This window comes from Thermostichus sp. OS-CIW-30, from assembly GCF_054060215.1.
In genome coordinates this window covers 16,637-39,191 of record NZ_JBSSCZ010000007.1, presented here as the reverse complement: position 1 = coordinate 39,191, position 22,555 = coordinate 16,637, and the positions used below count along the sequence as shown (strand labels likewise).

Annotated in this window: 25 protein-coding genes; 15 read left to right on the top strand and 10 right to left on the bottom strand. The window is 57.6% G+C overall.

Going from position 1 to position 22,555, the window contains the following annotated elements; all coding sequences use genetic code 11:
• Positions 1-125: 125 nt before the first annotated feature.
• A complete protein-coding gene (locus tag ACVWZF_RS04215) occupies positions 126-1,427 on the bottom strand; it encodes an MFS transporter (RefSeq protein ID WP_457410924.1) in 1,302 nt (433 codons plus the stop codon).
• 231 nt (positions 1,428-1,658) lie between these two features.
• Between ACVWZF_RS04215 and yidD the strand changes: the two genes are divergently transcribed.
• Complete coding sequence (yidD, locus tag ACVWZF_RS04210) at positions 1,659-1,928, top strand: membrane protein insertion efficiency factor YidD (protein ID WP_011432210.1); 270 nt, start codon at positions 1,659-1,661, stop codon at positions 1,926-1,928.
• 17 nt (positions 1,929-1,945) lie between these two features.
• On the opposite strand, the gene ACVWZF_RS04205 is transcribed toward yidD, so the two are convergent.
• Positions 1,946-2,329: a RidA family protein gene (locus ACVWZF_RS04205; RefSeq protein WP_011432209.1), complete on the bottom strand. Its 384-nt coding sequence runs from the start codon at positions 2,327-2,329 to the stop codon at positions 1,946-1,948.
• A 183-nt stretch (positions 2,330-2,512) separates the two neighbouring features.
• Here ACVWZF_RS04205 and ACVWZF_RS04200 point away from each other — a divergent pair, with 183 nt between their 5' ends.
• Positions 2,513-2,863 (top strand): phenylpyruvate tautomerase MIF-related protein, encoded by a 351-nt coding sequence (locus tag ACVWZF_RS04200; RefSeq protein ID WP_011432208.1) that lies wholly within the window; start codon positions 2,513-2,515, stop codon positions 2,861-2,863.
• An 80-nt stretch (positions 2,864-2,943) separates the two neighbouring features.
• The gene (locus tag ACVWZF_RS04195; protein WP_011432207.1) at positions 2,944-3,690 is read left to right on the top strand and encodes a TVP38/TMEM64 family protein; all 747 of its coding nucleotides are present in this window, start codon (positions 2,944-2,946) and stop codon (positions 3,688-3,690) included.
• A gap of 212 nt (positions 3,691-3,902) precedes the next feature.
• Here the strand turns inward: ACVWZF_RS04195 and gshA are convergent, their stop codons facing one another.
• The gene (gene gshA, locus ACVWZF_RS04190) at positions 3,903-5,039 is read right to left on the bottom strand and encodes a glutamate--cysteine ligase (protein WP_041436211.1); all 1,137 of its coding nucleotides are present in this window, start codon (positions 5,037-5,039) and stop codon (positions 3,903-3,905) included.
• Positions 5,040-5,187: 148 nt separating this feature from the next.
• On the opposite strand from gshA, the gene ACVWZF_RS04185 reads away from it, so the two are divergent.
• The 7 genes from ACVWZF_RS04185 (at position 5,188) to ACVWZF_RS04155 (ending at position 12,349) form a co-directional block, all read left to right on the top strand.
• Positions 5,188-6,627 carry an NAD(P)/FAD-dependent oxidoreductase gene (locus ACVWZF_RS04185; RefSeq protein ID WP_414409351.1) on the top strand — a complete coding sequence of 480 codons (1,440 nt, stop codon included), beginning with the start codon at positions 5,188-5,190 and terminating at the stop codon, positions 6,625-6,627.
• The gene (locus ACVWZF_RS04180) at positions 6,624-7,928 is read left to right on the top strand and encodes a mannosyltransferase family protein (RefSeq protein ID WP_457410922.1); all 1,305 of its coding nucleotides are present in this window, start codon (positions 6,624-6,626) and stop codon (positions 7,926-7,928) included. Before ACVWZF_RS04185 ends, ACVWZF_RS04180 begins: the two co-directional genes overlap by 4 nt.
• Positions 7,929-8,180: 252 nt before the next feature.
• Positions 8,181-9,257, top strand: a complete 1,077-nt coding sequence (locus ACVWZF_RS04175; RefSeq protein ID WP_457394567.1) for a hypothetical protein — start codon at positions 8,181-8,183, stop codon at positions 9,255-9,257.
• Between the two features lie 57 nt (positions 9,258-9,314).
• Positions 9,315-9,767 carry a hypothetical protein gene (locus ACVWZF_RS04170; RefSeq protein WP_414330987.1) on the top strand — a complete coding sequence of 151 codons (453 nt, stop codon included), beginning with the start codon at positions 9,315-9,317 and terminating at the stop codon, positions 9,765-9,767.
• A gap of 137 nt (positions 9,768-9,904) precedes the next feature.
• The gene (locus tag ACVWZF_RS04165; RefSeq protein WP_457410920.1) at positions 9,905-11,206 is read left to right on the top strand and encodes a gamma-glutamyl phosphate reductase; all 1,302 of its coding nucleotides are present in this window, start codon (positions 9,905-9,907) and stop codon (positions 11,204-11,206) included.
• Between the two features lie 135 nt (positions 11,207-11,341).
• Positions 11,342-11,983, top strand: coding sequence for a hypothetical protein (locus ACVWZF_RS04160; RefSeq protein ID WP_011432202.1), 642 nt, complete (start codon positions 11,342-11,344; stop codon positions 11,981-11,983).
• A 3-nt stretch (positions 11,984-11,986) separates the two neighbouring features.
• Positions 11,987-12,349, top strand: a complete 363-nt coding sequence (locus tag ACVWZF_RS04155; protein WP_457396125.1) for a DUF3493 domain-containing protein — start codon at positions 11,987-11,989, stop codon at positions 12,347-12,349.
• A 26-nt stretch (positions 12,350-12,375) separates the two neighbouring features.
• Here ACVWZF_RS04155 and ACVWZF_RS04150 read toward each other — a convergent pair whose 3' ends face one another.
• The gene (locus ACVWZF_RS04150; protein ID WP_238376872.1) at positions 12,376-12,768 is read right to left on the bottom strand and encodes a hypothetical protein; all 393 of its coding nucleotides are present in this window, start codon (positions 12,766-12,768) and stop codon (positions 12,376-12,378) included.
• A 200-nt stretch (positions 12,769-12,968) separates the two neighbouring features.
• Here ACVWZF_RS04150 and psaC point away from each other — a divergent pair, with 200 nt between their 5' ends.
• Complete coding sequence (gene psaC / locus ACVWZF_RS04145; RefSeq protein ID WP_011432199.1) at positions 12,969-13,217, top strand: photosystem I iron-sulfur center protein PsaC; 249 nt, start codon at positions 12,969-12,971, stop codon at positions 13,215-13,217.
• A gap of 171 nt (positions 13,218-13,388) precedes the next feature.
• On the opposite strand, the gene ACVWZF_RS04140 is transcribed toward psaC, so the two are convergent.
• The 3 genes from ACVWZF_RS04140 to ruvA form a co-directional block, all read right to left on the bottom strand.
• Positions 13,389-14,543: an RNA-guided endonuclease InsQ/TnpB family protein gene (locus ACVWZF_RS04140; protein WP_457410918.1), complete on the bottom strand. Its 1,155-nt coding sequence runs from the start codon at positions 14,541-14,543 to the stop codon at positions 13,389-13,391.
• 147 nt (positions 14,544-14,690) lie between these two features.
• The gene (gene nadD, locus ACVWZF_RS04135) at positions 14,691-15,299 is read right to left on the bottom strand and encodes a nicotinate-nucleotide adenylyltransferase (protein ID WP_011432197.1); all 609 of its coding nucleotides are present in this window, start codon (positions 15,297-15,299) and stop codon (positions 14,691-14,693) included.
• On the bottom strand, positions 15,296-15,910 hold the full coding sequence (gene ruvA, locus ACVWZF_RS04130; RefSeq protein WP_414416864.1) for a Holliday junction branch migration protein RuvA: 615 nt from the start codon (positions 15,908-15,910) through the stop codon (positions 15,296-15,298). Before ruvA ends, nadD begins: the two co-directional genes overlap by 4 nt.
• A gap of 166 nt (positions 15,911-16,076) precedes the next feature.
• Here ruvA and ACVWZF_RS04125 point away from each other — a divergent pair, with 166 nt between their 5' ends.
• The 3 genes from ACVWZF_RS04125 to lspA all read left to right on the top strand — a co-directional run bounded on the left by ACVWZF_RS04125 (position 16,077) and on the right by lspA (position 18,046).
• A complete protein-coding gene (locus tag ACVWZF_RS04125; RefSeq protein ID WP_457410916.1) occupies positions 16,077-16,880 on the top strand; it encodes an ABC transporter permease in 804 nt (267 codons plus the stop codon).
• Between the two features lie 156 nt (positions 16,881-17,036).
• Positions 17,037-17,261, top strand: coding sequence for a hypothetical protein (locus ACVWZF_RS04120; RefSeq protein WP_148202686.1), 225 nt, complete (start codon positions 17,037-17,039; stop codon positions 17,259-17,261).
• A 260-nt stretch (positions 17,262-17,521) separates the two neighbouring features.
• Positions 17,522-18,046 (top strand): signal peptidase II, encoded by a 525-nt coding sequence (lspA, locus tag ACVWZF_RS04115; protein WP_414350134.1) that lies wholly within the window; start codon positions 17,522-17,524, stop codon positions 18,044-18,046.
• An 89-nt stretch (positions 18,047-18,135) separates the two neighbouring features.
• Here lspA and ACVWZF_RS04110 read toward each other — a convergent pair whose 3' ends face one another.
• Positions 18,136-19,173, bottom strand: coding sequence for a threonine aldolase family protein (locus tag ACVWZF_RS04110; protein ID WP_457410968.1), 1,038 nt, complete (start codon positions 19,171-19,173; stop codon positions 18,136-18,138).
• Positions 19,174-19,219: 46 nt separating this feature from the next.
• Positions 19,220-20,290, bottom strand: a complete 1,071-nt coding sequence (locus ACVWZF_RS04105; RefSeq protein ID WP_457410915.1) for a carotenoid biosynthesis protein — start codon at positions 20,288-20,290, stop codon at positions 19,220-19,222.
• A 205-nt stretch (positions 20,291-20,495) separates the two neighbouring features.
• On the opposite strand from ACVWZF_RS04105, the gene ACVWZF_RS04100 reads away from it, so the two are divergent.
• A complete protein-coding gene (locus ACVWZF_RS04100; RefSeq protein ID WP_457410913.1) occupies positions 20,496-21,395 on the top strand; it encodes a M23 family metallopeptidase in 900 nt (299 codons plus the stop codon).
• Positions 21,396-21,788: 393 nt separating this feature from the next.
• Here the strand turns inward: ACVWZF_RS04100 and ACVWZF_RS04095 are convergent, their stop codons facing one another.
• Positions 21,789-22,406, bottom strand: coding sequence for a hypothetical protein (locus tag ACVWZF_RS04095; protein ID WP_414374941.1), 618 nt, complete (start codon positions 22,404-22,406; stop codon positions 21,789-21,791).
• Between the last annotated feature and the right edge of the window lie 149 nt (positions 22,407-22,555).

Sequence of the window (22,555 nt, the reverse complement as noted above, 5' to 3'; positions counted from 1 at the left end):
CCAACTTAGGATAGGGCGAGTTTCCAGAAATGGGCCGGTTTGTCTGTAGAAACTGCAGAGGGCTTGAGTCTCAATTCAGGTGTGGATCAGGTGTGGAGCAGGGGGGATCTGATAGAGATATGAGACTATCTATGAACGGGATCCCGTCTCCGGGGGAGCAGGCTGACCCGGTGGCTCCAGGAGGTCGGGTTGCGGCTGTCCTCCAGACAACCCGAAAGGCTATCCGGCCCCAGGCCCAAGGCAAAGCGCAGCGAGTCCCCCGGTCGTCCATTGGAGAAGAAGAGAAAAGAACCCAAGGAAGCCAAGGAAAGAAGAGCCGCATAGCCAAACATGGCTCGATAGCCGGATCCCGCTGCTAAGGTGCCCAAAAGGGGCCCCGCCAGGCCAATGCCCAAATCAAACCCGCACATCACCAAGCTAAACAGGCGACCCCGCTCCGCCGGCTCCGAGCGATCGGCCACGAGGGCAGAGATGAGAGGGATCAAAGTACCAAAACCGCAGCCTACCGCGACCCCAGCAGCCAGAAAAGCGCCGGTGCTGTTGGCAACAATCAGGATCCCCATTGCCAAGGCATAGGTGGCCAAGCTGAGGGAGATAAATGGCCCCCGCCCATAGCGATCGGAAGCGCGACCGGTGAGCAGGCGCACTCCAAAGCTGGCAAAGGCCACTGCCGTATAAAAAAGACCTGGATTCAGGGGAGCTCCGGCTTCTTGGATTAACAAGGCCACAAAGGTGGTCTGGGTGCCGAAGGCCAACCCCACCAAAAACATCACCCAAGCGAGGGAGCGCACCTTCGGGCTGCCCAGAAAGCTCCAGAAGGCCCCATCCATCGGCAGGGATCCCCAATGCTCACGCCGCTGTTCTCGAACCAGTTGGGTACAAAGAAAGCCCACCAACCCCAGCAGAGCAGAGAAGAGAAACGAAGGGCCATAGCCGGCAAACTCCTGCAAAAAGCCGCCCAAAGCAGGGCCAATGGCTGCGCCGATCGGATTGACCAAACTCATGTAGCCCAGGATCTCACCCCGTTTTTCTTCTGGGGCAAAATCCACCACCAAAGTCACATAGGCCGTGGCAAAAGCGGCGATGCTAACCCCATGAAAGGCTCGCACCAGCGCTACCCATGGGATCCAATCGGAGAGCCAGTATCCTATGGGGGCCATCCCCACCACCCCCATGCCGATAAGCAGCACGATCTGCCGGCTGTGGCCATCCGCCAGGCGACCCAACGCAGGGCGAAAGGCCAGCAACCCAATCGAAAAGGCCCCCATTACCCAGCCCACTTGCTGGCTGGTGCCACCGGCATCTCTGACGTAGAGAGGCAACGTGGGCAGCAGCGAGGATAAACTGGCCCAAAAGAGCAGCCCAGCCACAAACAAAATGCCCAAGTTGCGCCGCTGTGCCGGCTGCAGCTGCCCGAATACCCTCACGCCAACTCCTTATGCAAAATGGAACTCAAAGCGTTCTCCCAGAACCGCGCCCTAGGATAAGCCCACCTTCGCCGGATCCCTCAGCCCGAAATATTTAGGTACTAACCTTTCTGATTGTAACCGTATGGTCTGGGGCTGGGAACCGGCCCTGCTCGCCTTTGCAGGCGCCTCCAGTCTGGGATAACAGCTAACCTCAAGTTACCTAGAGATGCGCTTTTTGGACTCCGACCCATGCCTGAACGATCGGATCCCCTCACTCGCAGCTTGATTGCCCTGATCCGGGGTTACCAGGTGGGTATTTCTCCTTGGCTGCCGCCTGCTTGTCGCTACTACCCCACCTGCTCCCAGTACACCTTGGAAGCGGTGCGGCGCTACGGTGCCCTACGAGGGGGTTGGCTGGGGATCCGTCGCCTCTGTCGCTGTCATCCCTGGCACCCAGGGGGCTACGATCCAGTTCCCGATTTGCCGGGATCCGCGCCGACCCAGAAACCATTCCGCTAGCCGGACTCAGGAGACATTTAGGTCGATTGTGGGTAGCAGGCTACAACCTCGATTTCCACTCGGGCATTGAGGGGCAGGCGAGCCACCTGCACGCAAGAGCGGGCCGGAGCCGGATCGGTGGCAAAAAACTCTCGATAAACCTCGTTCATGGCCGCAAAGTCCTCCATATCGGCCAGGAAAACCGTTGTCTTCACCACATTGGCGAGAGTGGTGCCCCCCGCTTCCAGCACTGCCTGCACGTTCAGCAACGCCTGCCGAGTTTGAGAAACAATGTCCTCCCCCACCAGTTTGCCGGTTTTGGGATCCAGGCCCACCTGTCCGGCGGTGAACAGAAACGGCCCCAGAGCAGTAACGCCCTGGCTGTAAGGGCCGACAGGAGCGGGGGCAGCCTCAGTTTGCACAGCACAAGGGCCTGGCCCGATTTGGCCCTGCTGGTGGCCGATCTCTGGCTGGGCCGGCTTCGTCTGCTCCATAGAGGTTTGCCCAACTCTGTCGCTACGCTACCACAGGTGGATTGCCGAAGAGCGGGGCCAAGAATGCCAAGATGAATTTCAAGATGAATTTGTTGATAGGGAGAGGGATCCATGCCTTTGATCAAGCTGCAAACGTCTGTGCAACCAGAAATCGCCGCAGTAGAGGAACTGCTCAAGGTGCTGTCTGCTGCTCTATCGGAACAGTTGGGCAAGTCGGAAGCCTACGTGATGACTGCCTTTGAAGGTGGGATCCCGATGACCTTTGCTGGCAGTGGGGATCCCTGTTGTTACCTAGAAATCAAGAGTATCGGGCAATTTTCCGCCCAACAAACCCGGGCCATGAGCGAGTTTTTTTGTGGCACCATCGAGGCCCGATTGGGGATCCCCAAGAAGAGGATTTACATTGAGTTCAGCGATGCCAAAGGCTATCTTTGGGGATGGAACGGCACGACTTTCGGGTAAAGATACTTCCCCCACTCCAAGAGCTGTCTACTCTGGCTTGCCCTAGCTCGCCTCACAAGAACTTTGTAGGAGTTTAGCCAATGGAAGAGCTACCTCAACTCAACACAAATCCCCAAAAGCAGCGGATTTTGCTTAAGCTTGCTACCGGCTTGGGCTTGGCCATTTTTATCTTTTGGGCAGCCCATCGATTGGGATTTTTTGGAGTTATTCAAGACTGGCTCGCCGAAGCTCTGGCTTGGATTGAAAGCTTGGGGTTGCTGGGGCCGATCCTCTTCATTGCCATTTACATTGTAGCGACGGTGCTGCTTCTACCAGCCTCGGTGCTGACCTTGGGGGCAGGAGCTGTGTTCGGGTTGCTGGCCGGAACTGTGTACGTGCTGATCGGGGCAACCATTGGAGCCAACTTGGCTTTTTTAATCGGGCGCTACTTGGCGCGGGAACAGGTGGCGAAATGGATTGAGGGAAATGCCAAGTTTGCGGCCATCGACCGAGCAGTGGGACGTGAGGGATGGAAAATAGTCGGCCTGATTCGGCTGTCGCCTGCGTTTCCCTTCAATGTGCTCAACTACGCCCTAGGGCTGACCCGAATTTCTTTTCTGGATAACTTGTTGGGCACTGCCGGGATCGTGCCGGGTACTTTTATGTATGTGTACATCGGCTCGTTGGCGGGATCCCTGGCCGACATGGAAGGCGCGGAGTTGGATCCTCAGGCTCAAACCGCCCAATGGGTCGTTCGCCTCGTGGGGCTCATCGCCACCATAGCCGCTACCGTCTACGTCACTCGCATTGCCCGCAAAGCCCTACAAGAAGCGGTGGAGCCTGCCTAGGGAATTGCATTTTAAACAAGAATGAAATCTGTTGCATTGCTTCCCAACTCCTCTCTCTCTGGGAGAAGGACTGGAGGTGGTCGCGGAAGCGGCGCGGAGCGTTTGGGCAGCAGTAGGAGTGTCTCAATCCAGTTTGAAATGACTATAAGTTGGCTCGGCGAGCTAGTGTGTAGAAAGCACCGGGTTGAGAACGCTCACCGTTGGGCAGAGGCTTAGCCGACAGCTTGACAGAGGGTTTCCTGCCTCTCTCGGTCTTGTTCGGCCAGCTCCTGGATGGCCTGTTGGTACACCTGGGCAGGTGTGGATCCCTGGTTGACTTGCTTCAGCCAGCGTTGGGCCTCATTGCCCTGGTGGAGCAGAGTTTGCAAGGGAGCTAGAAAACAGCCCAAGCCTTGAGGTTGGCCAATACGCCAAGCTTCGGTCAGCAGCTCTTCGATCCACTCTTGGGCCGCCCGTTCCCGGCCTGTCCGCCAATCGACCAAATGAGATTGCAGCGATTCTCGAGCAGCAGCCTGCTCGTTGGCTTCGCAAAGGCTCTCCAGCTCTGTTGGGGTAAAGGGCCCCCGCAAGGGATCCAGCGCTTCCGGCTGGGCCAGCAACTGCCAGAGACGGGCTTCCACCAAGGCGGTAATGGCCAGAACCATTACCGGATCCCCCACCAGATCGCAAATGCGCAGCTCCACGCGGTTGAGGTGGTAGGGCCGCTCCGGGCCGTTGGGTCGCACCGAGGCCCACAGGTGGCGCACATTCTGCATGGTGCCCAAGGCTAGCTGCTCCTGGATCCAGGCAATGTAGTGGGCGTGATCCCGGAAGAAGGGCACCTGAGCCGGCGTTTTGGGGAACACCTGCCAACGGCTGGAATGGGATCCCGTCACCCGTCCGTCCAGAAAAGGAGAGGAAGCGCTCAGAGCTAGGTAGAGAGATGCTTCCGCTCGCAGCAGGCGACAGGCCCGGAAGATGGCCTCGGTACCTGGCAGGCCAACATTGATGTGAATGCTAGCAGTTACCACCCGCGTGCCATAGGTGCGCTCGATGTAGTCGTGGTAGGGGTTGCCGGGATCCGACCGCTCGAAGTGATCGCTGCCGCCCAAAGCCAGCGTACTCCCTGGCAGAAGGGTGTAAGGGCCAAGACGGCGCAAAAATTGCCGCAACTGCAGGCGAGGTCGCAGCAGAGCGCAGAGCAGGTCTTCGTAGCGGCGGAGAGGGGGGGTGATGTACTCCACATTGCGCCGATCCGGCTCCCGCACAAACCCTGGCAAAGCCTGGCAAATGCGATCCGACAAGCCCACCACTTCCCCGGCGGCGGTGCCGGTGTACATTTCCACCTCAAAGCCCTTGGTTAACAGCACAGGCCAGCCTCCAGCCGCAGCCTCACCAGTCTAACCTTTCTCTTCTCCCCTCATTGTCCTGGGGTTTGGCAGGGAGTTGGCCGATGGTAGGGAAGTTTCTCGACCTGTTTTAGAATGTCCCTGTAAAGCAGTTTCGGGAAGAGACAGAGTGGGGGATCCCATCTACATCCTGGGAGCGGGGCCGGCAGGCATGGCGGCTGCCTATCGCTTGAACCAACTGGGTTTTTCCGTAGTGGTGGTAGAACGAGAGGAGAAGGTCGGGGGTTTGGCCAAAAGTATTCAGTATCAGGGGTTTATCTTGGACTATGGCCCGCACCGTTTTTTCACTAAAATCCTGCCGGTGCGAGAGTTGTGGAATCAGGTTTTGGAATCCGAGCAAGTAACCGTCCGACGGCTCACCCGCATCTATTACCGCAAGCAGTATTTTCAGTACCCCATTCAGGCCTGGGAAGTCCTGCGCAAAGTGGGTTGGTGGGAAAGCCTGCACATTGTCCTTTCCTATCTCTGGGCACAATTAATTCCGCGACCAGCTCCCCAGAACTTTGCCGACTGGGTCAAAGGCAAGTTCGGCACCCGACTCTTTCAAATGTTCTTTGAAGGATATACGGAAAAGCTTTGGGGGATCCCTTGTACCGAGATCAGTGCTGATTGGGCTGCCCAGCGCATCAAAGGTCTCAGCCTTGGGCAAGCCATCCAAAAGGCCTTGGGGTGGAATCGAAGCTTGGCCAAGTCTCTGATCGACCAGTTTCAGTTTCCTCGTCTGGGATCCGGGCAGCTCTATGAAAAAATGCAGGAGTATTTGCTTGCCGAGGGACAAAAAGTCCTGCTCAACACAGAAGTAGTCACCCTCAGACATCGGGGATCCCAAGTTGTCGAGCTGCAACTGCGCAATCTTCAGGATGGAAGTGAAACTTGGGTCTCCCCCTCCCACGTCATTTCCTCGATCCCTCTGACGGTGTTGGTGCAGAGCCTGCGGAAATTGCCTCCCCCCCAAGTGCTGCAGGCAGCCCGCAATCTCAGATTTCGCAATACTGTCTTGGTTTACTTGATTGTGCAGGGATCCCAGCTCTTCCCCGATAACTGGCTGTATATCAACGATCCAACGGTGGGGGTGGGACGGGTGACCAACTTCGCCAATTGGTCTCCGGCCATGTTGCCCAACCAAGAGCAAACCCCCTTGTGCTGTGAGTATTGGTGCAACTTTGGGGATCCCTTGTGGCAAGCTCCTGAGGAGGAATTGCTGGCTTTGGCCGAGAAGGAGCTGCGTCAAATTGGCCTGCTTCACGATCAAAAGATCTACAGTGGCTTTGTGGTGCGCCTGCCCCGCACTTATCCCATCTATACCGGTAGCTATAAAGAAGATTTAGCCATTTTGCAGGAGTATCTCAGCCAGTTTGAAAATCTACAAGTGGTGGGCCGCTACGGCTCATTTAAATACAACAACCAAGATCACAGTTTACTGATGGGCTTGCTGGCGGCTGAGAACATTCTCCGACCCGGTAGTCACAATCTCTGGCAGGTGAACTCCGACGACGATTACCAAGAAGAAATCAAAGTGCCATCTTCACCCTTAACGATTCAGCGATGAGCTTTCCTCTCAGTCATCTGTTGCAGCGAGGTCGGCAGTACCTTGCCCCTTTCTTAGGGCAAATCTTGTTGCCCAGTTTGGCCTTGACAGTGCTGCAGATCTTTATGATCTCCCTCTGGAGTGAGGAGAGCGATTATGTTTCCATCTTCAAGGGCCTAACTCAGTGGGATAGCCATTGGTATCTCGGCATCACGCGGCGAGGGTACCAGTTTGTGGGCTTTGACAAGATTGCCTATGAGCAGAGCAACGTGGCTTTTTTCCCCGGCTATCCCCTGGCGGTGGCCGGAATCAGCCGCCTTTTGAGAGTTGACCCTGAACTGGGGCTTTACCTAACTGCTCAGCTCTTTTGCTGGCTGATGTGGGTTTACCTTTTCCTGTTTTACCGCAGGTGGCAAGTCTCCCCGCTCTGGCAAATTTTGGCGAGCTTGATTATTTTCATCTATCCCACCAGCTTCTATCTGTGCGTAGGCTACAGCGAATCTTTGTTTATGGCCAGCCTGTTGGGCTTTTTCTACTGGTCAGTTTATTTGGACTCCCCTCGGCGAATGCTCTTAGCTGGGATCCACGGCCTCGCTATGAGTGCTACTCGTATTTTGGGTTTGCCGCTGGCATTGATCCCTTTTCTGAATCTTTTGAATCCGGTGAAGAGAGCTGGATTCCGCTGTTGGTTTTGGACAGGTATTGTAGTGAGCTTGGCTCTGTTGGGCGGCCTGGGCTTTTTCCTCTATTGTCAGCTTCGCTTTGGCCGCTGGGATCTCTACATGGAAATGCAGTCCTATCTTGGCCCCAGTTCTCCCAATTACCTGGCCATTCTTCAAGCTCACACTTATACCCACCTCTTTTCCCCTGGCTATTGGCAGTCCCTATTCTCTTCTTCTGCTGCTTTGAGAGATGGAGGATGGGGAATTTCTGCCAGTCAACTGTTTGTCCCTCTCACCTTGGGATCCCTGCTTGTTACAGGCTTGATGGATGCGGCAGGAGTTATGGTAGGTAAAAGCCAATGTTGGCGGGAGCGGTTGGGATTTCACCTGGCTGCTTGGGCCATGTTTTACATCGCTGCGGCTGCCATGAGTTCCCTGGGCCAGCGAAGCATGAGCCGCTATTGCCTGCCGGTTCACATCGTGCAGGTGCTGGCGTTGGTGCATTGGGCCAAACACACCGATTTCAGCTTCATCCCCCAACGGGCTTGGCGATATCTTGGCAGTGCCCTGAAGCTGGGGTATTGTCTTTTGGCTTTCATCTTTTTTGCCCTCAACCAAATCCTCACCTGGCGCTACGTCCAACATCTTTGGGTGGCTTGACGGAGCCGTCTTGACGAGAGAAAGAGCAATGTGCCGATGAGTCTTCGCCTCAGCCATCTGTTGCAGCAGATCCGCAAACTTTTAGGTTGCTTCTCTGTTCGGATTGCTTTGCTAGGCTTAGCGCTTACTATCCTGCAAGTGCTAACGATATACCTCTGGACAAAACGCGGTGACTATGCTTCTGCTTTCGCGGCTCTGAGTCAGCGGGATAGCTATTGGTATCTCAGCATTGTGCGGCGAGGGTACCAGTTTGTGAGCTTTGATAAGATTGCCTATGAGCAGAGCAACGTGGCTTTTTTCCCCGGTTACCCCCTGGCGGTGGCTGGAATCAGTCACCTTTTGAGCGTTGACCCTGAACTGGGGCTTTACTTAACTGCTCAGCTCTTTTGCTGGCTGATGTGGGTTTACCTTTTCCTGTTCTACCGCAGGTGGCAAATTCCCCCACTCTGGCAAATTTTGGCGAGCTTGATTATTTTCATCTATCCCACCAGCTTCTACCTGTGCGTGGGCTACAGCGAGTCTCTGTTTATGGCCAGCTTGCTGGGTTTTCTCTACTGGTTCATTTATTGGGATCGTCCCCTGCTGATGCTCCTGGCCGGGATCCACGGCCTGGCCATGAGTGCTACCCGGATTGTGGGTTTGCCGGTGGCGTTGATTCCTCTCCTCAATCTTTGGCAGGGATCCCGAGGCCGTCGCCGGCTTTGGACAATGGTGACGGTGGGCCTGGCTTTGCTGGGAGGGCTGGGCTTTTTCTTCTATTGTCAGCTTCGCTTTGGACGCTGGGATCTCTACCTGGAAATGCAGCGTTACTTTACCGGCGTGAAAGCCAATTATCAAGCTATTTTCCAAGCTCGCACATATGTCCTTTCCGCCGAACGCTGGCAAAGCTTACTCTCTCTTTCTGCACCGATGAAAGACCCTGGGCTGTGGGCTGACGCTCTTAGCCAACTGTTTGTGTCTGCCACCCTGGGATCCCTGCTTGTTACAGGTTTAATGGATGCGGCAGGAGTTATGGCAGGTAGAAGCCAGTGTTGGCGGGAGCGGCTGGGATTTCACCTGGCTGCTTGGGCCATGTTTTACATTGCCCTGACGGGTACGAGCCCCTTGGGCGAGCGAAGCATGAGCCGCTATTGTCTGCCGGTTCACATCGTGCAGGTGCTGGCGTTGGTGCATTGGGCCAAACACACCGATTTCAGCTTCATCCCCCAGCGGATGCGGCCCTATCTTGGTGTCGCCTTGAAGCTGGGATATGGGCTGCTGGCTTTCATTTTTTTTGCCCTCAACCAAATCCTCACCTGGCGCTACGTCCACCATCTCTGGGTGGCTTGACTCCGCTTTCCTGAAGATAGGATGTGAGGGATCCCAACTTCTCACCGGCTGAGAGCTGTGGCCTTCTCTTCTCCCCGCAAGTCTCCCCGTCAAAACTCAGCCCCGCGTGTCGCTCAGACCCTTGAGCCCACCAAAATTTACCCCTGCCCGTGCTGCCACCAAGGTCAGTTACGCCTGATCACCCTAACCGAAGCCTTTGGGTGTAGCCGTTGCCAGCATATTTTTGCCATTACCCCCGACCGCCTGTACATCGAGCAACTGGCCGTTTCTTATCCCTATCGCAAAATGTGGTTCTGGAACGGCTACCAATGGGTGTTGCGGCGGGAAAACACCCTACAGGGATCCGCGCTCTTGGGCCTCACCCTCAGCTTGGGCATTGTCTTGGCGGTTGGGTTCATCGGCGCAGTGCTCTTCCCAAACCAAACCCAGTTGCTCAGTTGGTTCATGATTCTCGGCTTGTTGCTAACGCTGCTGATGGTAACGGCGATCCTGCTGCTGCGGCGGCCCTGAGGTGAGTGAGATTTTCTCCAGCGACTGGTCTCCAGAATTGGCAGCCCCAGCACTTGTGGATCCAACCATTTCTTGTTAGCAGTGGTCTGGAGAACGCAGCGGGTCTGTCTCTAATGGGCTAGGCGGGAGAAGTTCAAGTGACAGATTTCGGTTCAGACTTTGACTTAGGTACCACTCTGCGACAGGTACGCCGCTTACTACCGCAGATGCAGCGGTTGAGCAGCCAAACCAAGCGCCAGGCCCTGCTGGCTCTCTCGCGGTGTTTGTTGGAGCGCTCCGATCTGCTCCTGGAAGCCAATACCCTCGACCTGGAAAGTTGCCGCGAGCAAACCGTACCGGAGTGGATCCTCAACGGCCTGAAGCTCACCCCCGAGCGTCTACAGCGATCCGCCCAGTTGCTGACTCTCCTGGCCCAGCAGCCGGATCCCATTGGCAAGCTGGAGAAAGGGCACCGCCAGGAGAATGGCCTGTTTATTGGCCGCTACCGCGTCCCGTTGGGGTTGATTGCTCTGGTCTACGAAATCTACCCCGAGTTTGCCTTAAATGGCATTGGCATGTGCCTAAAAACAGGAAATGGCGTGATTTTGGCCAGCAGCGGTCCCATCCAGAAAACTCACCAGGCTATGGTCAACCTCTTGGCAGAGACGGCTTATGAGCACGGGATCCCGGAAGGGGCCATTCAAACCTTGCCCGCCCAAGACCGAACCGCGGATCCCCAAGTAGATTCCCCACTATTGCCGTTGTTACAGCAAACCCGCTACCTCGACCTGGTGATTCCCTGCGGTCGCCCCGGCTGGGTGGAGTTCCTGTTGCAGGCCAGCAAAGTGCCGACTCTGGCTACCCATTTGGGCTACGGCCACATCTATCTGGATCGCACTGCCCCTTGGCCCTTGGTCAAGTCGGCTTTGTTGGATCCCCTCGCCCAGTATGGCTCAGAAGGGATCCCTATCTATCAGCCTCTCACCCTCTGGCTGCTGATCCACACCGATTGGGCCACCAACCATCTGACCGCCTTGATTGAGGACTTGCTGGGTCACGGGATCGATATCCAGGCAGCCGCCCCCATTCTGGAACAGTTCCCGCAGCTCCAGCCGCTTGGGCAAGGCTTTGACTCGACGGAACGACCTCATCTGCGCCTGCAGCCCATTGCCGACCTGACGGAGGCGATCGCCTGGATTAACAAAAATGGTTGCCGTCAATCGGAGACGATCCTCACCGATAGCCAATCGGCGGCCCAGCGCTTTCTCCAGGAAGTAGATGCCGCCCTGATCCACATCAACACTTCCCCCCTCTCGGCAGGCCGGGGAGCTGGGATCCCCACGTTGGGAGCGTTTCGCGACCTGTCTTTGGGCATTTCTACCCAGCGGCTGCACGTGCGCGGGCCCATCGACGTGGAAGCCCTGACAACGGTGAAGGTGGTGGCTCAGGGCGATCTGTAGAGCCGGGCAGCAACCCAACTGATGCGCCAAGGTTGGCCGGTCTGCCCAAGATCCAAGAGCTGGGATGAGGCTGGAGAATGAGAATGTAGATCGCCATCAGCTCAACATCCAACTGAGCCCAAAGGGAGGACTTTTTTGGGGATCGACCTTCGCAGTTACGTGTTTTTGGATCGGCTGCAACCCCAGTATGCTGCTTATCTGGGCACAGTAGCCTACGGCTTTTTGCCCCTGCCTGGGGACACTTCTTTGTGGGTCGAGATTTCCCCCGGCATCGAGATCAACCGCGTTATGGATATTGCCCTGAAGGCCACCTCGGTGAGGCCGGGGCTGCAGGTGGTGGAACGCCTCTACGGCCTTCTGGAAGTACACTCCAGCAACCAAGGGGATACCCGCACCGCCGGACGGGCGATTCTGGCTGCCTTAGGGGTGAGTGAACAGGAGCGCCTCAAGCCCCGCATCATCTCCAGCCAGATCATCCGCAACATCGATCCCCACCAAACCCAGTTGATTAACCGTTCCCGCCGTGGCCAAATGCTCCTGGCCGGCCAAACCCTCTATATCCTGGAGGTGCAACCGGCAGGCTATGCCCCCCTGGCTGCCAACGAGGCAGAAAAATCTGCCCAGATCAACATCCTGGAGGTGATGCCTTTCGGTAGCTTTGGCCGCGTGTACTTGGGAGGGGAAGAGCGAGATATTCTGGCCGCCTGCCGCGCTGCCGAAGCCGTTTTGGCGGGGGTTTCCGGTCGGGAGCCCCTCTTGTTGCCTGAGGAGGTGTAGCCAATGGCAGACTCCGATCCCAAGCCAAGATCGCCCCTGTCGCAGCGGCGGGATCCCTCTTCAGCAGAGCAGGTGAGGCTGTTGACGGAGCTGGCCGCTCCCTACCGCAGCTTGCGGCGCTTCATCTACTTGGCGGTGGGGTTCTCGGCTACCATCGGGGCGTTTGTGTTTTTCTTTCGAGCCCTGGCGGGACGGGACTTGAACACCACCTTGCCCAGCTTGGCCTTACAGTTGGGGATCCTGGCCGGCGCCATCGGCCTGAACAGGCTGGAAAACCGCTCTCACCAGAAGTTGATCCGACAGGTGAAGCAACGCTTGGGCATGCAGCAAGACTCCCAGGAGCCCCAACGGTCGGCGGACAGTTAGCCCGCCCATTCCCTGCAGCCCCTTTCTCAATCCAGATCAAAGTCATCATCATCCGCGTCAGCACTGCGCAGATAGCGGCGCTGAGTTTGGCGAGCGGGATCCCCTTGTGACCACTTTTGGACAATTTGGACACCCAGAAAGGTCAGAAAGGCCCCCAAAGCCACAAACGTGAGAAGTGGGATCGCCAGGATCACCACTGCGCCCAGGACATAGATAGCCACCTTGGGCAGAGACGGATCCACCCCCCAGCGGTGGCTGCGCACCCAGTCGGTGAGCTGCTGATCCCAGCGGCGTAGGCGAGGGACGTTTTCCTCGAAGATCTCCAGCAAAATTGGCCCCAGACGACGCAGATTGCCCTGAGTTTGCCTTCGCCAATCTTGCACCGAGCGCCCCATGTTCGGGATCCCTTGTCCTGTCATCTTCAGGCCGATCCTAGCCCAACCCCAGCAACCTTCCCATTGGCCCACCGGATGTAAATTTGTTTGAACATTTGGATCGGAGATTTTGGAGGCTTCCCAGGACTACTGTACACTGAGGGCACTTGCGCAGCGATGCTGCTGCCCTGCGGATTCGGTAAACCTTTTTTTAACGTTTCAACCTGCTCGACTGGAGAACGCTAATGGCTCACTCGGTCAAGATCTACGACACCTGCATCGGCTGCACTCAGTGTGTGCGGGCTTGTCCCACCGACGTGTTGGAGATGGTGCCCTGGAAGGGGAACAACAAGGCTGGCATGATCGCTGCCGCTCCCCGCACCGAAGACTGCGTTGGCTGCAAACGCTGTGAAACCGCTTGTCCCACCGATTTTCTGAGCATCCGAGTCTACCTTGGCCCCGAAACCACCCGCAGCATGGGCTTAGCCTACTGATGGGGGCACCTGGCCGCAACCCCACTCTCAACTGCCCACAGAGCACAAGTATTCCAGAGTACCAGAAAAGCAGTTTACTTCCCAACCCAGTTCCAGCCTTTCCCTCTTCCGGGGAGAGGCTGTGGCGTATGGCAGGTCTTAAGCTGTTTGGTAAACTACCCGACACCCGCGCTATGTGCAGGGTGCGAGCTTTATCCCAATCCCTAGCGGCCCCAGAGGACAGCTAAGTTTCGGAATTTCAGGCGAGTTTACAGTCGCCCCAAGGAGAGAGATTACTTGAGCAGCGTTATGGTCAGCATCCCCTTCCCACCCGCAGTGTCCACACTTGAACGACTTGCCATTGCGGTAGGACTTACCCCGCTCAGGGTGGATGTGCAGGCATTTGTGGCAGGTCTGACTGGTGTAGGCAGGCGGCACCAGCACCACAGGCACTCCGGCAATGGCAGCCTTGTAGGCTACAAACATCCTGAGCTGGTAGAACGCCCAGTTGTTAGTCCTGCGCCGCTCAGCCTTACTTCGAGACTTCTGATTCAGGCAATCTCTGATGCCTGTCAAGTCTTCAAAAGCCAGTGCCGCACCAATAGCCTGGGCATCCCTGACCAAGGTTTTGCTGATGTTATGGTTCAGCCATGTCTGGTAGCGCCGTTCTCTCCCAGAGAGCCTTCTCAGCAGTCTCCTAGAGCTGCGAGTGCGTTTGGATTGAACCTTGGCGCGTACACGGCTGAACCGGTCACGGACGGCCTGGATGTGCTCTCCACTCCAAGAGCGTCCGTTGCTAGCGGTGGCGATATCCCGCCTGCCCAAGTCAACTCCGATTACCTTTGGAGTTTTGCCAGTCGGGGGAGTATCCAGCTCAACAGCGATGTTGATGTAGTAGTCCCCTTGCTTGGTCTTGGACAGGGTTGCGCTTGTCGGCTTCTGCCCCCGCAGCAAAGCGATTTGATAGCCGCCAATCTTGAGCTTGAGCCAAACCCGTCCGCTCATCAGGGTCACGCCCACGGTTTGGTTGGACTCTCGGTACTTAAAAGTACGAGCGTCCAAAGTCAGACTGGTGGGGCGGAACCTGTGGACTTGCTTCACCGCCTTGGCGTTGCTAATCACCCGACGGAGCGCCTGACAGACGTGGTTGGCTTTCAGCCCCGTTGCTGCTCTTACCGGTCGATAGACCAAGTGGTGCAGCTTGGCGGTGTTCCAGCACTTCTCGCGCTTGGCGGTATCCAAGATCTGGTTACAAGCGTCAGCAAATCTCTGCAAGGTGCGGTCAATTTCTTGACGCAACTCTTGTGGGACTATCAGCTTGCAACGTACAGAGATAGTCTGGCTCATGGGCTTATTGTAGTTCATCCAGACTTTTGACCAGCAAACCTATATGGAGGAGGGCTTTCCTCTCGACACCAAGCCTGCGGCTATGGTGCGGGCCTCCAGCCCGAAAATTTGGTGATTCTAGAGGGGGGATCCGCCCCCTTTTTTCCTTTAGGGCTGCAGATAGAGGCGGTGCTGACGGATATAGTGCTCCACGGCAGGGGGCACCAGGTAGCGGATAGACCCTCCCTTTTGGATTTGCTGTCGCAGGTAGGTGGAAGAGAGCGTCAGGGTGGGAGCTTCCAGGATTTGGGCTTGGATGGGCAGCTTTGCGGCCACCGCCTGCAGCACCTGGGCGGCATCGCCGGCATCCACCCGTGGGGCAACAATCCAATGGCAGAGGCGGGCCAGTTCTTCCGCTTGATACCACTGGGGCAGGTCCCGCAGAGCATCCACGCCGATGATCCAGTACCACTGGGTATTGGGTTGCTCCTGGATGAGGGTGCGCAGTGTCTCGATGGTGTAGGAGCGCCCCGAACGGCGGATCTCCAGCTCTGAGCAGGCGAAGCGCTCGTGGTCGGCAATGGCCAACTTGACCATGGCCAAGCGGTCGGCTTTGCTGGCGCCAGGGGCCAGAGGCTTGTGGGGGGGATCCCCGGCGGGCATCCACAGCACCTGATCCAGGTCAAACTGCCAAAGAGCTTGTTCTGCCATGATCAAGTGGCCATGGTGCACAGGGTTGAAGGTTCCACCCAGAATAGCAATGCGGCGGTGCTTCATGGCTGCTGGCTCAGGTAGGTGATGGCATCCCGCAGCCAGTCTTCCGTTGGGCGGGGGTGAGTGGGCAGAGCTTGCAAGGCAGCCTGAATTTCCTGAGTGCTGTAGCCCAGGGCCAGTAAGGCCATTTCCACCTCTTCTCGGATGGGCATGGGCGGCCCTCCGGCCAAGGGTTGATCCGCAACCCCCATCCCCTGTCGCCAGTGGGCCAGCTTGGTTTTCAGCTCCAAGGCCAGCCGCTGGGCCGTTTTATGACCTACCCCCGGCGTGAGGGAGAGCAGGCGCACATTTTCGGTCACCACCGCCTGAATCAGCTCCGGCAGGCCGAAGGTATTCAGCAGGGCCAAGCCCAAAGCCGGCCCCACCCCTGAGACTTTGATGAGTTCCACAAACAAATCGCGCTCGGCTGGCGAGCCAAACCCGTACAACACCAGCTCGGTCTCTCGCACCACCAAATGGGTGAACACCCGGACGGGCTCCCCCACTGCAGGCAGTTGCTTGAGAAAACGTCCTGGGGCCTTGACGCGATAGCCGATCCCCTGCACCTCAACAGTGAGGCTACTGCGCTCTCCCCATTCGATGGCCACAAGGTGGCCGCTTAAAAACGCGATCATGCTGCGAGTTTAATCTGGGTTTGGGATACTCTGCTCGACTGGAGCTCCAGAGTCAGCCAAGCAATCTAAAGTCCTTGCCAAAAGCTGCTTCCCTACAAGGCTATTTCACAGACCATTTCTCTACCTGTAGACTGTTCCCCATCCGGCTCTGTATTCTCCCTCATCCATGCCGATTCGCCCTTTTCCCATCGGCCAATGGCTTTGGATCCTGTTCTCGCTGGGGGTGCTGCTCTTTCTCCATCTTCCTCTGCTGGTGATCGTCCTTTACGCCTTTAGCCCCGATGAGGCGACTTTGCGCTTCCCTTTGCCGGGGCTGACCTGGCGTTGGTTTGCCGTGGCCTGGGGGCGGGCCGATATTTGGCGGGCCTTGTTTTTGTCTTTGCGGGTGGCTGTGCTGGCTACCGGAGTGGCGGTGGTGCTGGGATCCCTGGCGGCAGCAGCAGTCTATCGCAGCCGATTTTTTGGCCGCGAGACGATCTCGTTTTTGGTGTTGCTGCCCATCGCCTTGCCGGGCATTGTCTCCGGGATCGCCTTGCGCTCGGCGATCCATTTGCTGCATATCCCTTTCAGCTTTTGGACAATTGTTATCGGCCATGCCACCTTTTGCCTGGTGGTGGTGTACAACAACGTGCTGGCCCGGTTTCGCCGCATGGGACGCTCTCAGCTAGAAGCTTCTGCCGACTTGGGGGCCAATCCTCTGCAAACCTTTCGGTACATCCTTCTGCCCGAACTGGCCTCGGCCCTATTGGCGGGATCCCTGCTCGCGTTCGCGCTGTCTTTCGATGAGATTATCGTCACCACCTTCACCGCCGGCCAGCAGCAAACCTTGCCGATTTGGGTGTTTAGCCAGCTCACCAAGCCTCGGCAGCGCCCGGTGATCAGCGTGGTGGCCCTGGGGGTGATCGGCCTGACGGTGCTCCCCATTTGGCTGATCCATCATTGGACTCAAGAGAAAACCTCAACTCGCTGATGGCTCTTTCCAACCTCAGGCAAGGTTTGCGGCTTAGAAGGATCCCCAAGTATTGGCCGGAGTCGCTGTAACAGCAAGGAAACGCTGGCCCTGGTTGATCGCAGAGCCCTTGTGAGAAAATGTAACAAGCATTTCATTTCTGAAATTGAGGTATCTATGGCTGTCACTCGTGCCGGACGCGCCCCTCTCGTGCGGGGCAGCAGCGAGGGAAATCCTGCCAAGTTCATGGAAATGGCCAGCGCTTTGCTCAACACCCGCACCCGCCAAGGCAGCGGCAAAAAGGTTCAGGATCGCTCTTCCTACGGCAAGGCGGGCAATCCGCAAGAGTTTATGCAGATGGCCAGTGAATTGCGCCGCTCCCTGGAGCAGCAGGGTCGGTAGCCAATCCTGTCCACCCCCAGGGGATCCCCGTCCAGTTGCCTAAGCTGGACGGTTTTCTTGCTGCTCCTCTCAAGCCAGAGGCGGCCAATCGCTTCTGAGGCCACTCACCGGTGTTGGATCCCGTTACAGGCCCAACTTCGAGTCCAGAGCTCCGCCCTTGAGCTTCTGTGCAATGAGCCGGCAGAAGAGCAGCATGTCAGGATGGGAAAAGTGCTCATCGGGGCGCTCTTGCCGGTGGACGTGATTGAGGCCAAGACGACATGAAAAACAAAGGCTTTTGGCTGGCCGGGATCCTGGGGGTAATCTTGGATCAGGCGACCAAGCACTGGGCAGTGGAACGGCTGCTGCCGGGGCCAGAGATTGAGCTGTGGCCAGGGGTGTTTCACCTCACCTACGTGGAGAATACCGGCGCTGCTTGGAGCCTGTTTGAAGATTCGGCAGAGCTCTTGAAGTGGATCTCGCTGGGGGTGGCGCTGGCGTTGGCGCTGCTGGCCATTCGCGGCGGGATCCTGGGCCGATGGGAACAGGCCGGCTATGGCTTGGTGTGGGCAGGAGCCGTGGGGAACGGCATCGACCGCTTCGTCAACGGCTATGTCGTGGACTTTTTCAATTTGATCTGGATTCGCTTTCCGGTATTCAACGTGGCGGATGTGGCCATCAACCTCGGGGTGGCCTGCCTGCTGATCGGTTTGCTACGGGACAACTCGAAGAAAACGGGATCGACTTCCGCCTCGCCCTGCCTGGAGAAAAAGCCCGGTCGCGACAGCACCCACTTTAAGGATTGACGAGCCGATGAACAGCCTTCAGGGATCCCTTGGGATGCTCAGGCCTTTGGCCAGGGGGATCCCCGGTCAGCTGCAAGGACTCCGTCCGCCTATTGCAAACGGCTGGCTTGCTGAGCCACCTGGCAGAAGCGCTCGACATCCGCGGGCAAAGTGTTAAAAGCCGTCACCAGGCGGATTAAGTGGTGACCTTCCCCCAGCCAGCGGTAAAACCGAAACCCCGCTCCCTCTAGGGCCTGGAGAACCGGCTCCGGCAGCTCGATAAAAACCTCATTGGCCTCGGTAGGATACACCAACTTGGCTCCCGGCAGGGATCCCAGTCCCTGAGCCAACTGCTGGGCCATTGCGTTGGCATGGCGGGCATTGCGCAGCCACACCCCATCCTGGAGATAGGCCTGCAATTGGGCAGACAAAAAGCGCATCTTCGAGAGCAGATGGCCACTGCGCTTGCGACGAAACTCAAAATCGCCCACCTGATTTGGATGAAAAAACACCACCGCTTCCGCAGCCCAGGCTCCATTTTTGGTGGCCCCAAAGGACAGCACATCCACCCCCGCTTTCCAGGTCATCTCGGCAGGGGTGCAACCCAAACCGACCAAGGCGTTGGCGAAGCGAGCCCCATCCATATGCACCTTGAGGCCAAAGTGATGGGCCAAATCCGCCAAGGATCCAAGCTGCTCCAAGGAGTAGAGGGTGCCGGCCTCGGTGGCTTGGGTCAGGCTGAGGCAGGCAGGCTGCACGTGATGAACCACCCCAAACCCCGCCCGCTCCAGGGCTGCTTTTAAGTTGCCCCAGCCGATACGGCCTTGCTCTCCGGGGATCCCCACCAACTTGGCCCCACCTGTAAACAGCTCTGGCGCTCCACATTCGTCCAGATTGATGTGGGCCTCGGGATGGCAATAAATCGCCCCGTAGGGCGGGGTGAGCACCGAAAGGGCCAGGGCATTGGCAGCAGATCCTGTTGCCACCGGAAACACCGCCACTTCATGCTCGAAGATCTCGGCAAACAGCCTTTGCACCTGCGCTGTGCATTCGTCCCCTCCATAGGGCATGGCGGATCCCTTGAGGGCCAACAGGGCTTCCATCACCTCAGGACAGGCGCCTGTGACATTGTCGCTGCAGAAGTTCATGGCCTGGACAACTGGGGGATCTCGCCGAGGAAAGGTTAGGGCCAGTTTATTTCGCGCCAACCCAACCGGGATCCTCCAAAGTATCCCAGGCTTGACCTGCCTCTCCCTCAACCGTTTGCAATAGCGGGACAGAGTCCTTTTGGGGATGGGAAGGCGGCTCAGGCTGGTCGCGATAGCGGGACGGAGTCCTTTCGCAATAGCGGGATGGGGTCTTTGCACTCCACCACAACCCCAAAGCGGGCCCCAACCCCAACAACAGGCCCAGCCCCGCCGGCGCAACAATGCCGGAGCCCAGGCTCATCAGCAGGGCAAAAGCAAAATTAGCTACATAGAGCACCAGCGGCCCCACCAACTGGCGGCGGTCAAGGATGGGTTGATCCTCGCCCCACAGCAGATTGGCCACCGTCATGAAGGCAGCCCCGGTCAGCATCCAACCACCGAAGTTTTGCAGCGGCATACCGAAGAAGGGCCCCGGCTGAAACCACGTCCAAAACGGGATCAAGCCGCGGGTCATGGCCGGATCCAGCACGAAGTCCCAGGCGGTGAGCAGCAGGGCCCCCAACATGATGGCCTCGAAGTGGATCAACCAGTGGCGCTGGGTTTGCAGAGCCACACGCGCCAACAAATAGGACGACAACCCCACATAAAACCAAGACAGAGGGATGGTAAAAGGCACCAACCCGGCAATCTTGTAGCCCAGCCCACTCAGGTAGCCATAGTTGCCAAAGGGGATCCCAGTGCTGGTACCCAACAGCTCACTGCCCAAGGAAATGCCCACCGCCGGGATCAAAAACATCAACAGGCGCCGCATCCCCAACAGCCGGGATCCCATCAGAACTGCCGCCAGCGCACCGAACACCATGTAGGCCACGCCGCCATTGCCCATGCTCAAGGAGAAAGCTTGAAGGCCAATGGGGGGCAAACTGGCCACCCACTCAGGATGGGGTACAACCCAGAGCAACCCTGCCAACCCAAAAAGCAAAGACAGAATGTGCAAACCCAGAGCTAAGGCCTCCAGCCGCTGCCAAATCGAGCCAGACAGGGGCAGAACACTTCGCCCAACAGAAGACTGGAAAGGCAGGCTGACGAGAACACCAGAGGACGAGAACCAACGCATGAGAAACTCCCGAAGAGTGGTTAAGCGAAGCCGCTCTGTCTCCTTGCAACCCATACGGCGGCTGAGGGGAAAAGCGGATGGCCTGAAGAGAGAGCCTAAAGCCAAGAACAAGCCCGCTTGCTTGCAGGCCGGCCTACTTGGGATGGCCCTCTGGGCAGGGATGTCACCACCGCTAACGGTGACACTGCTGATATTTTGCTGTCTATTGTATCAATTCGTAAACATCTCGCCCGTTTTTCCCCAGGTCTCCTCCCCGTCTTCACAGCAGGGATCCCTGGTGGGGGTGTACGCCCAACTGGCTCGTGCTGTGGAGCGCCAGGACTGGCTTCAGGCCCTGCAGCTGGTGGATCTGTTGCAGCAGCACACGGAAGATCCCGCCCAGCGTCAGGATCTGGAAGACTATCGGCTGGAGCTGGAAAAATATCGTTCTGCTTATGGGGATCCGCCGCCGCCCCAGTGGCCGTTTTTGCACAAGCCCTTTGTCGGAGAATTTCCCGTCACCAATCTCTTCGACCATGATCTGCCTTTGGGGGAGAGGGATGGCAACAGACGGTTTGTGAGTGGGCAAGGCCAGGTTTGGATCCCCGACCCGCTGCACCCGTGTGGCAAAAGCGATGGCCATGCCGGTTATGACTGGGAGATGCCGGTGGGCACCCCGATCCTGGCCGCTGCCGCAGGACGGGTCACCTTGGCCCGCGAGGAGCCGGAGTTTTTTTGCCCCAGCTTGGGCCGGCTGGTCAGGGGGTTGCGGGTGCGCCTTCTGCACGAGCCAGAACTCTCGGAGGGGGAGAGAACAGACGGGAGAGCACTTCCCCGCTGGGAGACCCTCTACGCCCACCTCAGTCAAATCGGGGTGCAGGAGGGGCAAGTGGTGGCCGCAGGAGCAGTCATCGGCCTATCGGGAGACAGCGGCTGTGCCAGCGGGCCCCATCTCCATTTCGAGGTACGTCGCTTCGACAACACCAACTCGGGCCAACCGGCTGCCGTCGATCCCTATGGGTGGTTTGGGTCTGGCCTGGATCCCTGGAGTATTCACCCCCTTGGGGCCGAGAGTCTGTTCCTTTGGCAGGTGGGACAAGCCCCCAGCTTGGGAGCATGCCTCTAACCCCCAAAACCCTGAACTTTGCTGAATTTACTGAGCTTTAGGCGGTTTGGCAAAAGTCATCGAGAGGGATATAGTAGACCAAGTTTCCCCCTGATCCTTGAGTCCACCGCAACGGTTGCCGGGAAGTGAAGGGGGAAAGCGCTCGGGGGGTATTCCTCAGGGCTTTGCGGGATACCGCCTTCCTGCTTGGACTCCGTCCCGCTGACGCGAACAGAGATAGGCAGGATGCGATCGCTTCTTTCCTGAACCATGTTCAGGAGAGTTCAGCGTGAATGTATCAGCTTGCTGGCAAGGGCAGCGATAGCCGAGACGGACATCCGCTCCACGCGAGACCTCGCTGACAAAGATGGATATTGACAGGCAGATTCACAACAGTCACAACAGATGATGGACTTATAGATCTCGACGGACAAAGCCATCCCCCTCCCATTGGTAGAGGGTAGCCCTCAAGTCACGGCTGGCACCGGGCGGGCTTGAGATGACCAGGATCCCTTGCGGGCTGACCCGCAGGCTGGCATTGCTCAGATCCGTCACGCTCAGCAGTGGCACAAGTCCCTCAGGCCGGTGTTCCAAGACCAAGACAGAGCGCAGCAGGCTGATGCCCCCTCGCTCGGTGAGGAGCACCAACTTGGGCTGTGGGCTGGAGGTAATGTCCGTGCGCAGGTGAGCCTCCACCAACCGCCCTGGGATCGGCTCAGCCGTGTGGAGCAGACGAAAGCTATACCCCCCCTGATGCTCGAAGCTGAGAACGCGCACCACCGGCTCTACGGTGGGCTGCCGCTGAATCTGAAACACGGCCACCACATCCTGGCGAGATGGGGAAGTTAGGCTGGCCGGGAACAGGCGTAGGTTTTCGCCACGATTGCCGCGAATAAAATCCCACCAAATGGATTGATTGAATAAAGCCACAACCCCACCTCGAGCAGCGCCGCCCTCAGAAGGAACCGGCAGCAGCGGAAGCACAGGCTGGGGATAGGCAGGAACAGCAGCAACCGGTAGAGTGGCAGCCAAGGCCGCTCCCCAGGCTATTCGACCACAGGAACACAACAGCTTCCGCATATTTCCTCACTCCTCGCCCCTAAAATTCTAAAGGACTCCAAGGTTCTCCCAGTCAACCAAACAGCCGGGATACAGGGATCCCTTTTATGTCGAACGCAACC

Excerpts from the sequence above, each read along its gene's own strand:
- ACVWZF_RS04150 (WP_238376872.1), bottom strand. The coding sequence starts at position 12,768 with ATGACAGGACAAGGGATCCCGAACATGGGGCGCTCGGTGCAAGATTGG.
- ACVWZF_RS04155 (WP_457396125.1), top strand. The coding sequence starts at position 11,987 with ATGGCAGACTCCGATCCCAAGCCAAGATCGCCCCTGTCGCAGCGGCGG.
- ACVWZF_RS04180 (WP_457410922.1), top strand. The coding sequence starts at position 6,624 with ATGAGCTTTCCTCTCAGTCATCTGTTGCAGCGAGGTCGGCAGTACCTT.
- ACVWZF_RS04105 (WP_457410915.1), bottom strand. The coding sequence starts at position 20,290 with ATGCGTTGGTTCTCGTCCTCTGGTGTTCTCGTCAGCCTGCCTTTCCAG.
- ACVWZF_RS04125 (WP_457410916.1), top strand. The coding sequence starts at position 16,077 with ATGCCGATTCGCCCTTTTCCCATCGGCCAATGGCTTTGGATCCTGTTC.
- nadD (WP_011432197.1), bottom strand. The coding sequence starts at position 15,299 with ATGAAGCACCGCCGCATTGCTATTCTGGGTGGAACCTTCAACCCTGTG.
- ACVWZF_RS04200 (WP_011432208.1), top strand. The coding sequence starts at position 2,513 with ATGCCTTTGATCAAGCTGCAAACGTCTGTGCAACCAGAAATCGCCGCA.
- ACVWZF_RS04120 (WP_148202686.1), top strand. The coding sequence starts at position 17,037 with ATGGCTGTCACTCGTGCCGGACGCGCCCCTCTCGTGCGGGGCAGCAGC.
- ruvA (WP_414416864.1), bottom strand. The coding sequence starts at position 15,910 with ATGATCGCGTTTTTAAGCGGCCACCTTGTGGCCATCGAATGGGGAGAG.
- psaC (WP_011432199.1), top strand. The coding sequence starts at position 12,969 with ATGGCTCACTCGGTCAAGATCTACGACACCTGCATCGGCTGCACTCAG.
- ACVWZF_RS04140 (WP_457410918.1), bottom strand. The coding sequence starts at position 14,543 with ATGAGCCAGACTATCTCTGTACGTTGCAAGCTGATAGTCCCACAAGAG.
- ACVWZF_RS04195 (WP_011432207.1), top strand. The coding sequence starts at position 2,944 with ATGGAAGAGCTACCTCAACTCAACACAAATCCCCAAAAGCAGCGGATT.
- ACVWZF_RS04110 (WP_457410968.1), bottom strand. The coding sequence starts at position 19,173 with ATGAACTTCTGCAGCGACAATGTCACAGGCGCCTGTCCTGAGGTGATG.
- yidD (WP_011432210.1), top strand. The coding sequence starts at position 1,659 with ATGCCTGAACGATCGGATCCCCTCACTCGCAGCTTGATTGCCCTGATC.
- lspA (WP_414350134.1), top strand. The coding sequence starts at position 17,522 with ATGAAAAACAAAGGCTTTTGGCTGGCCGGGATCCTGGGGGTAATCTTG.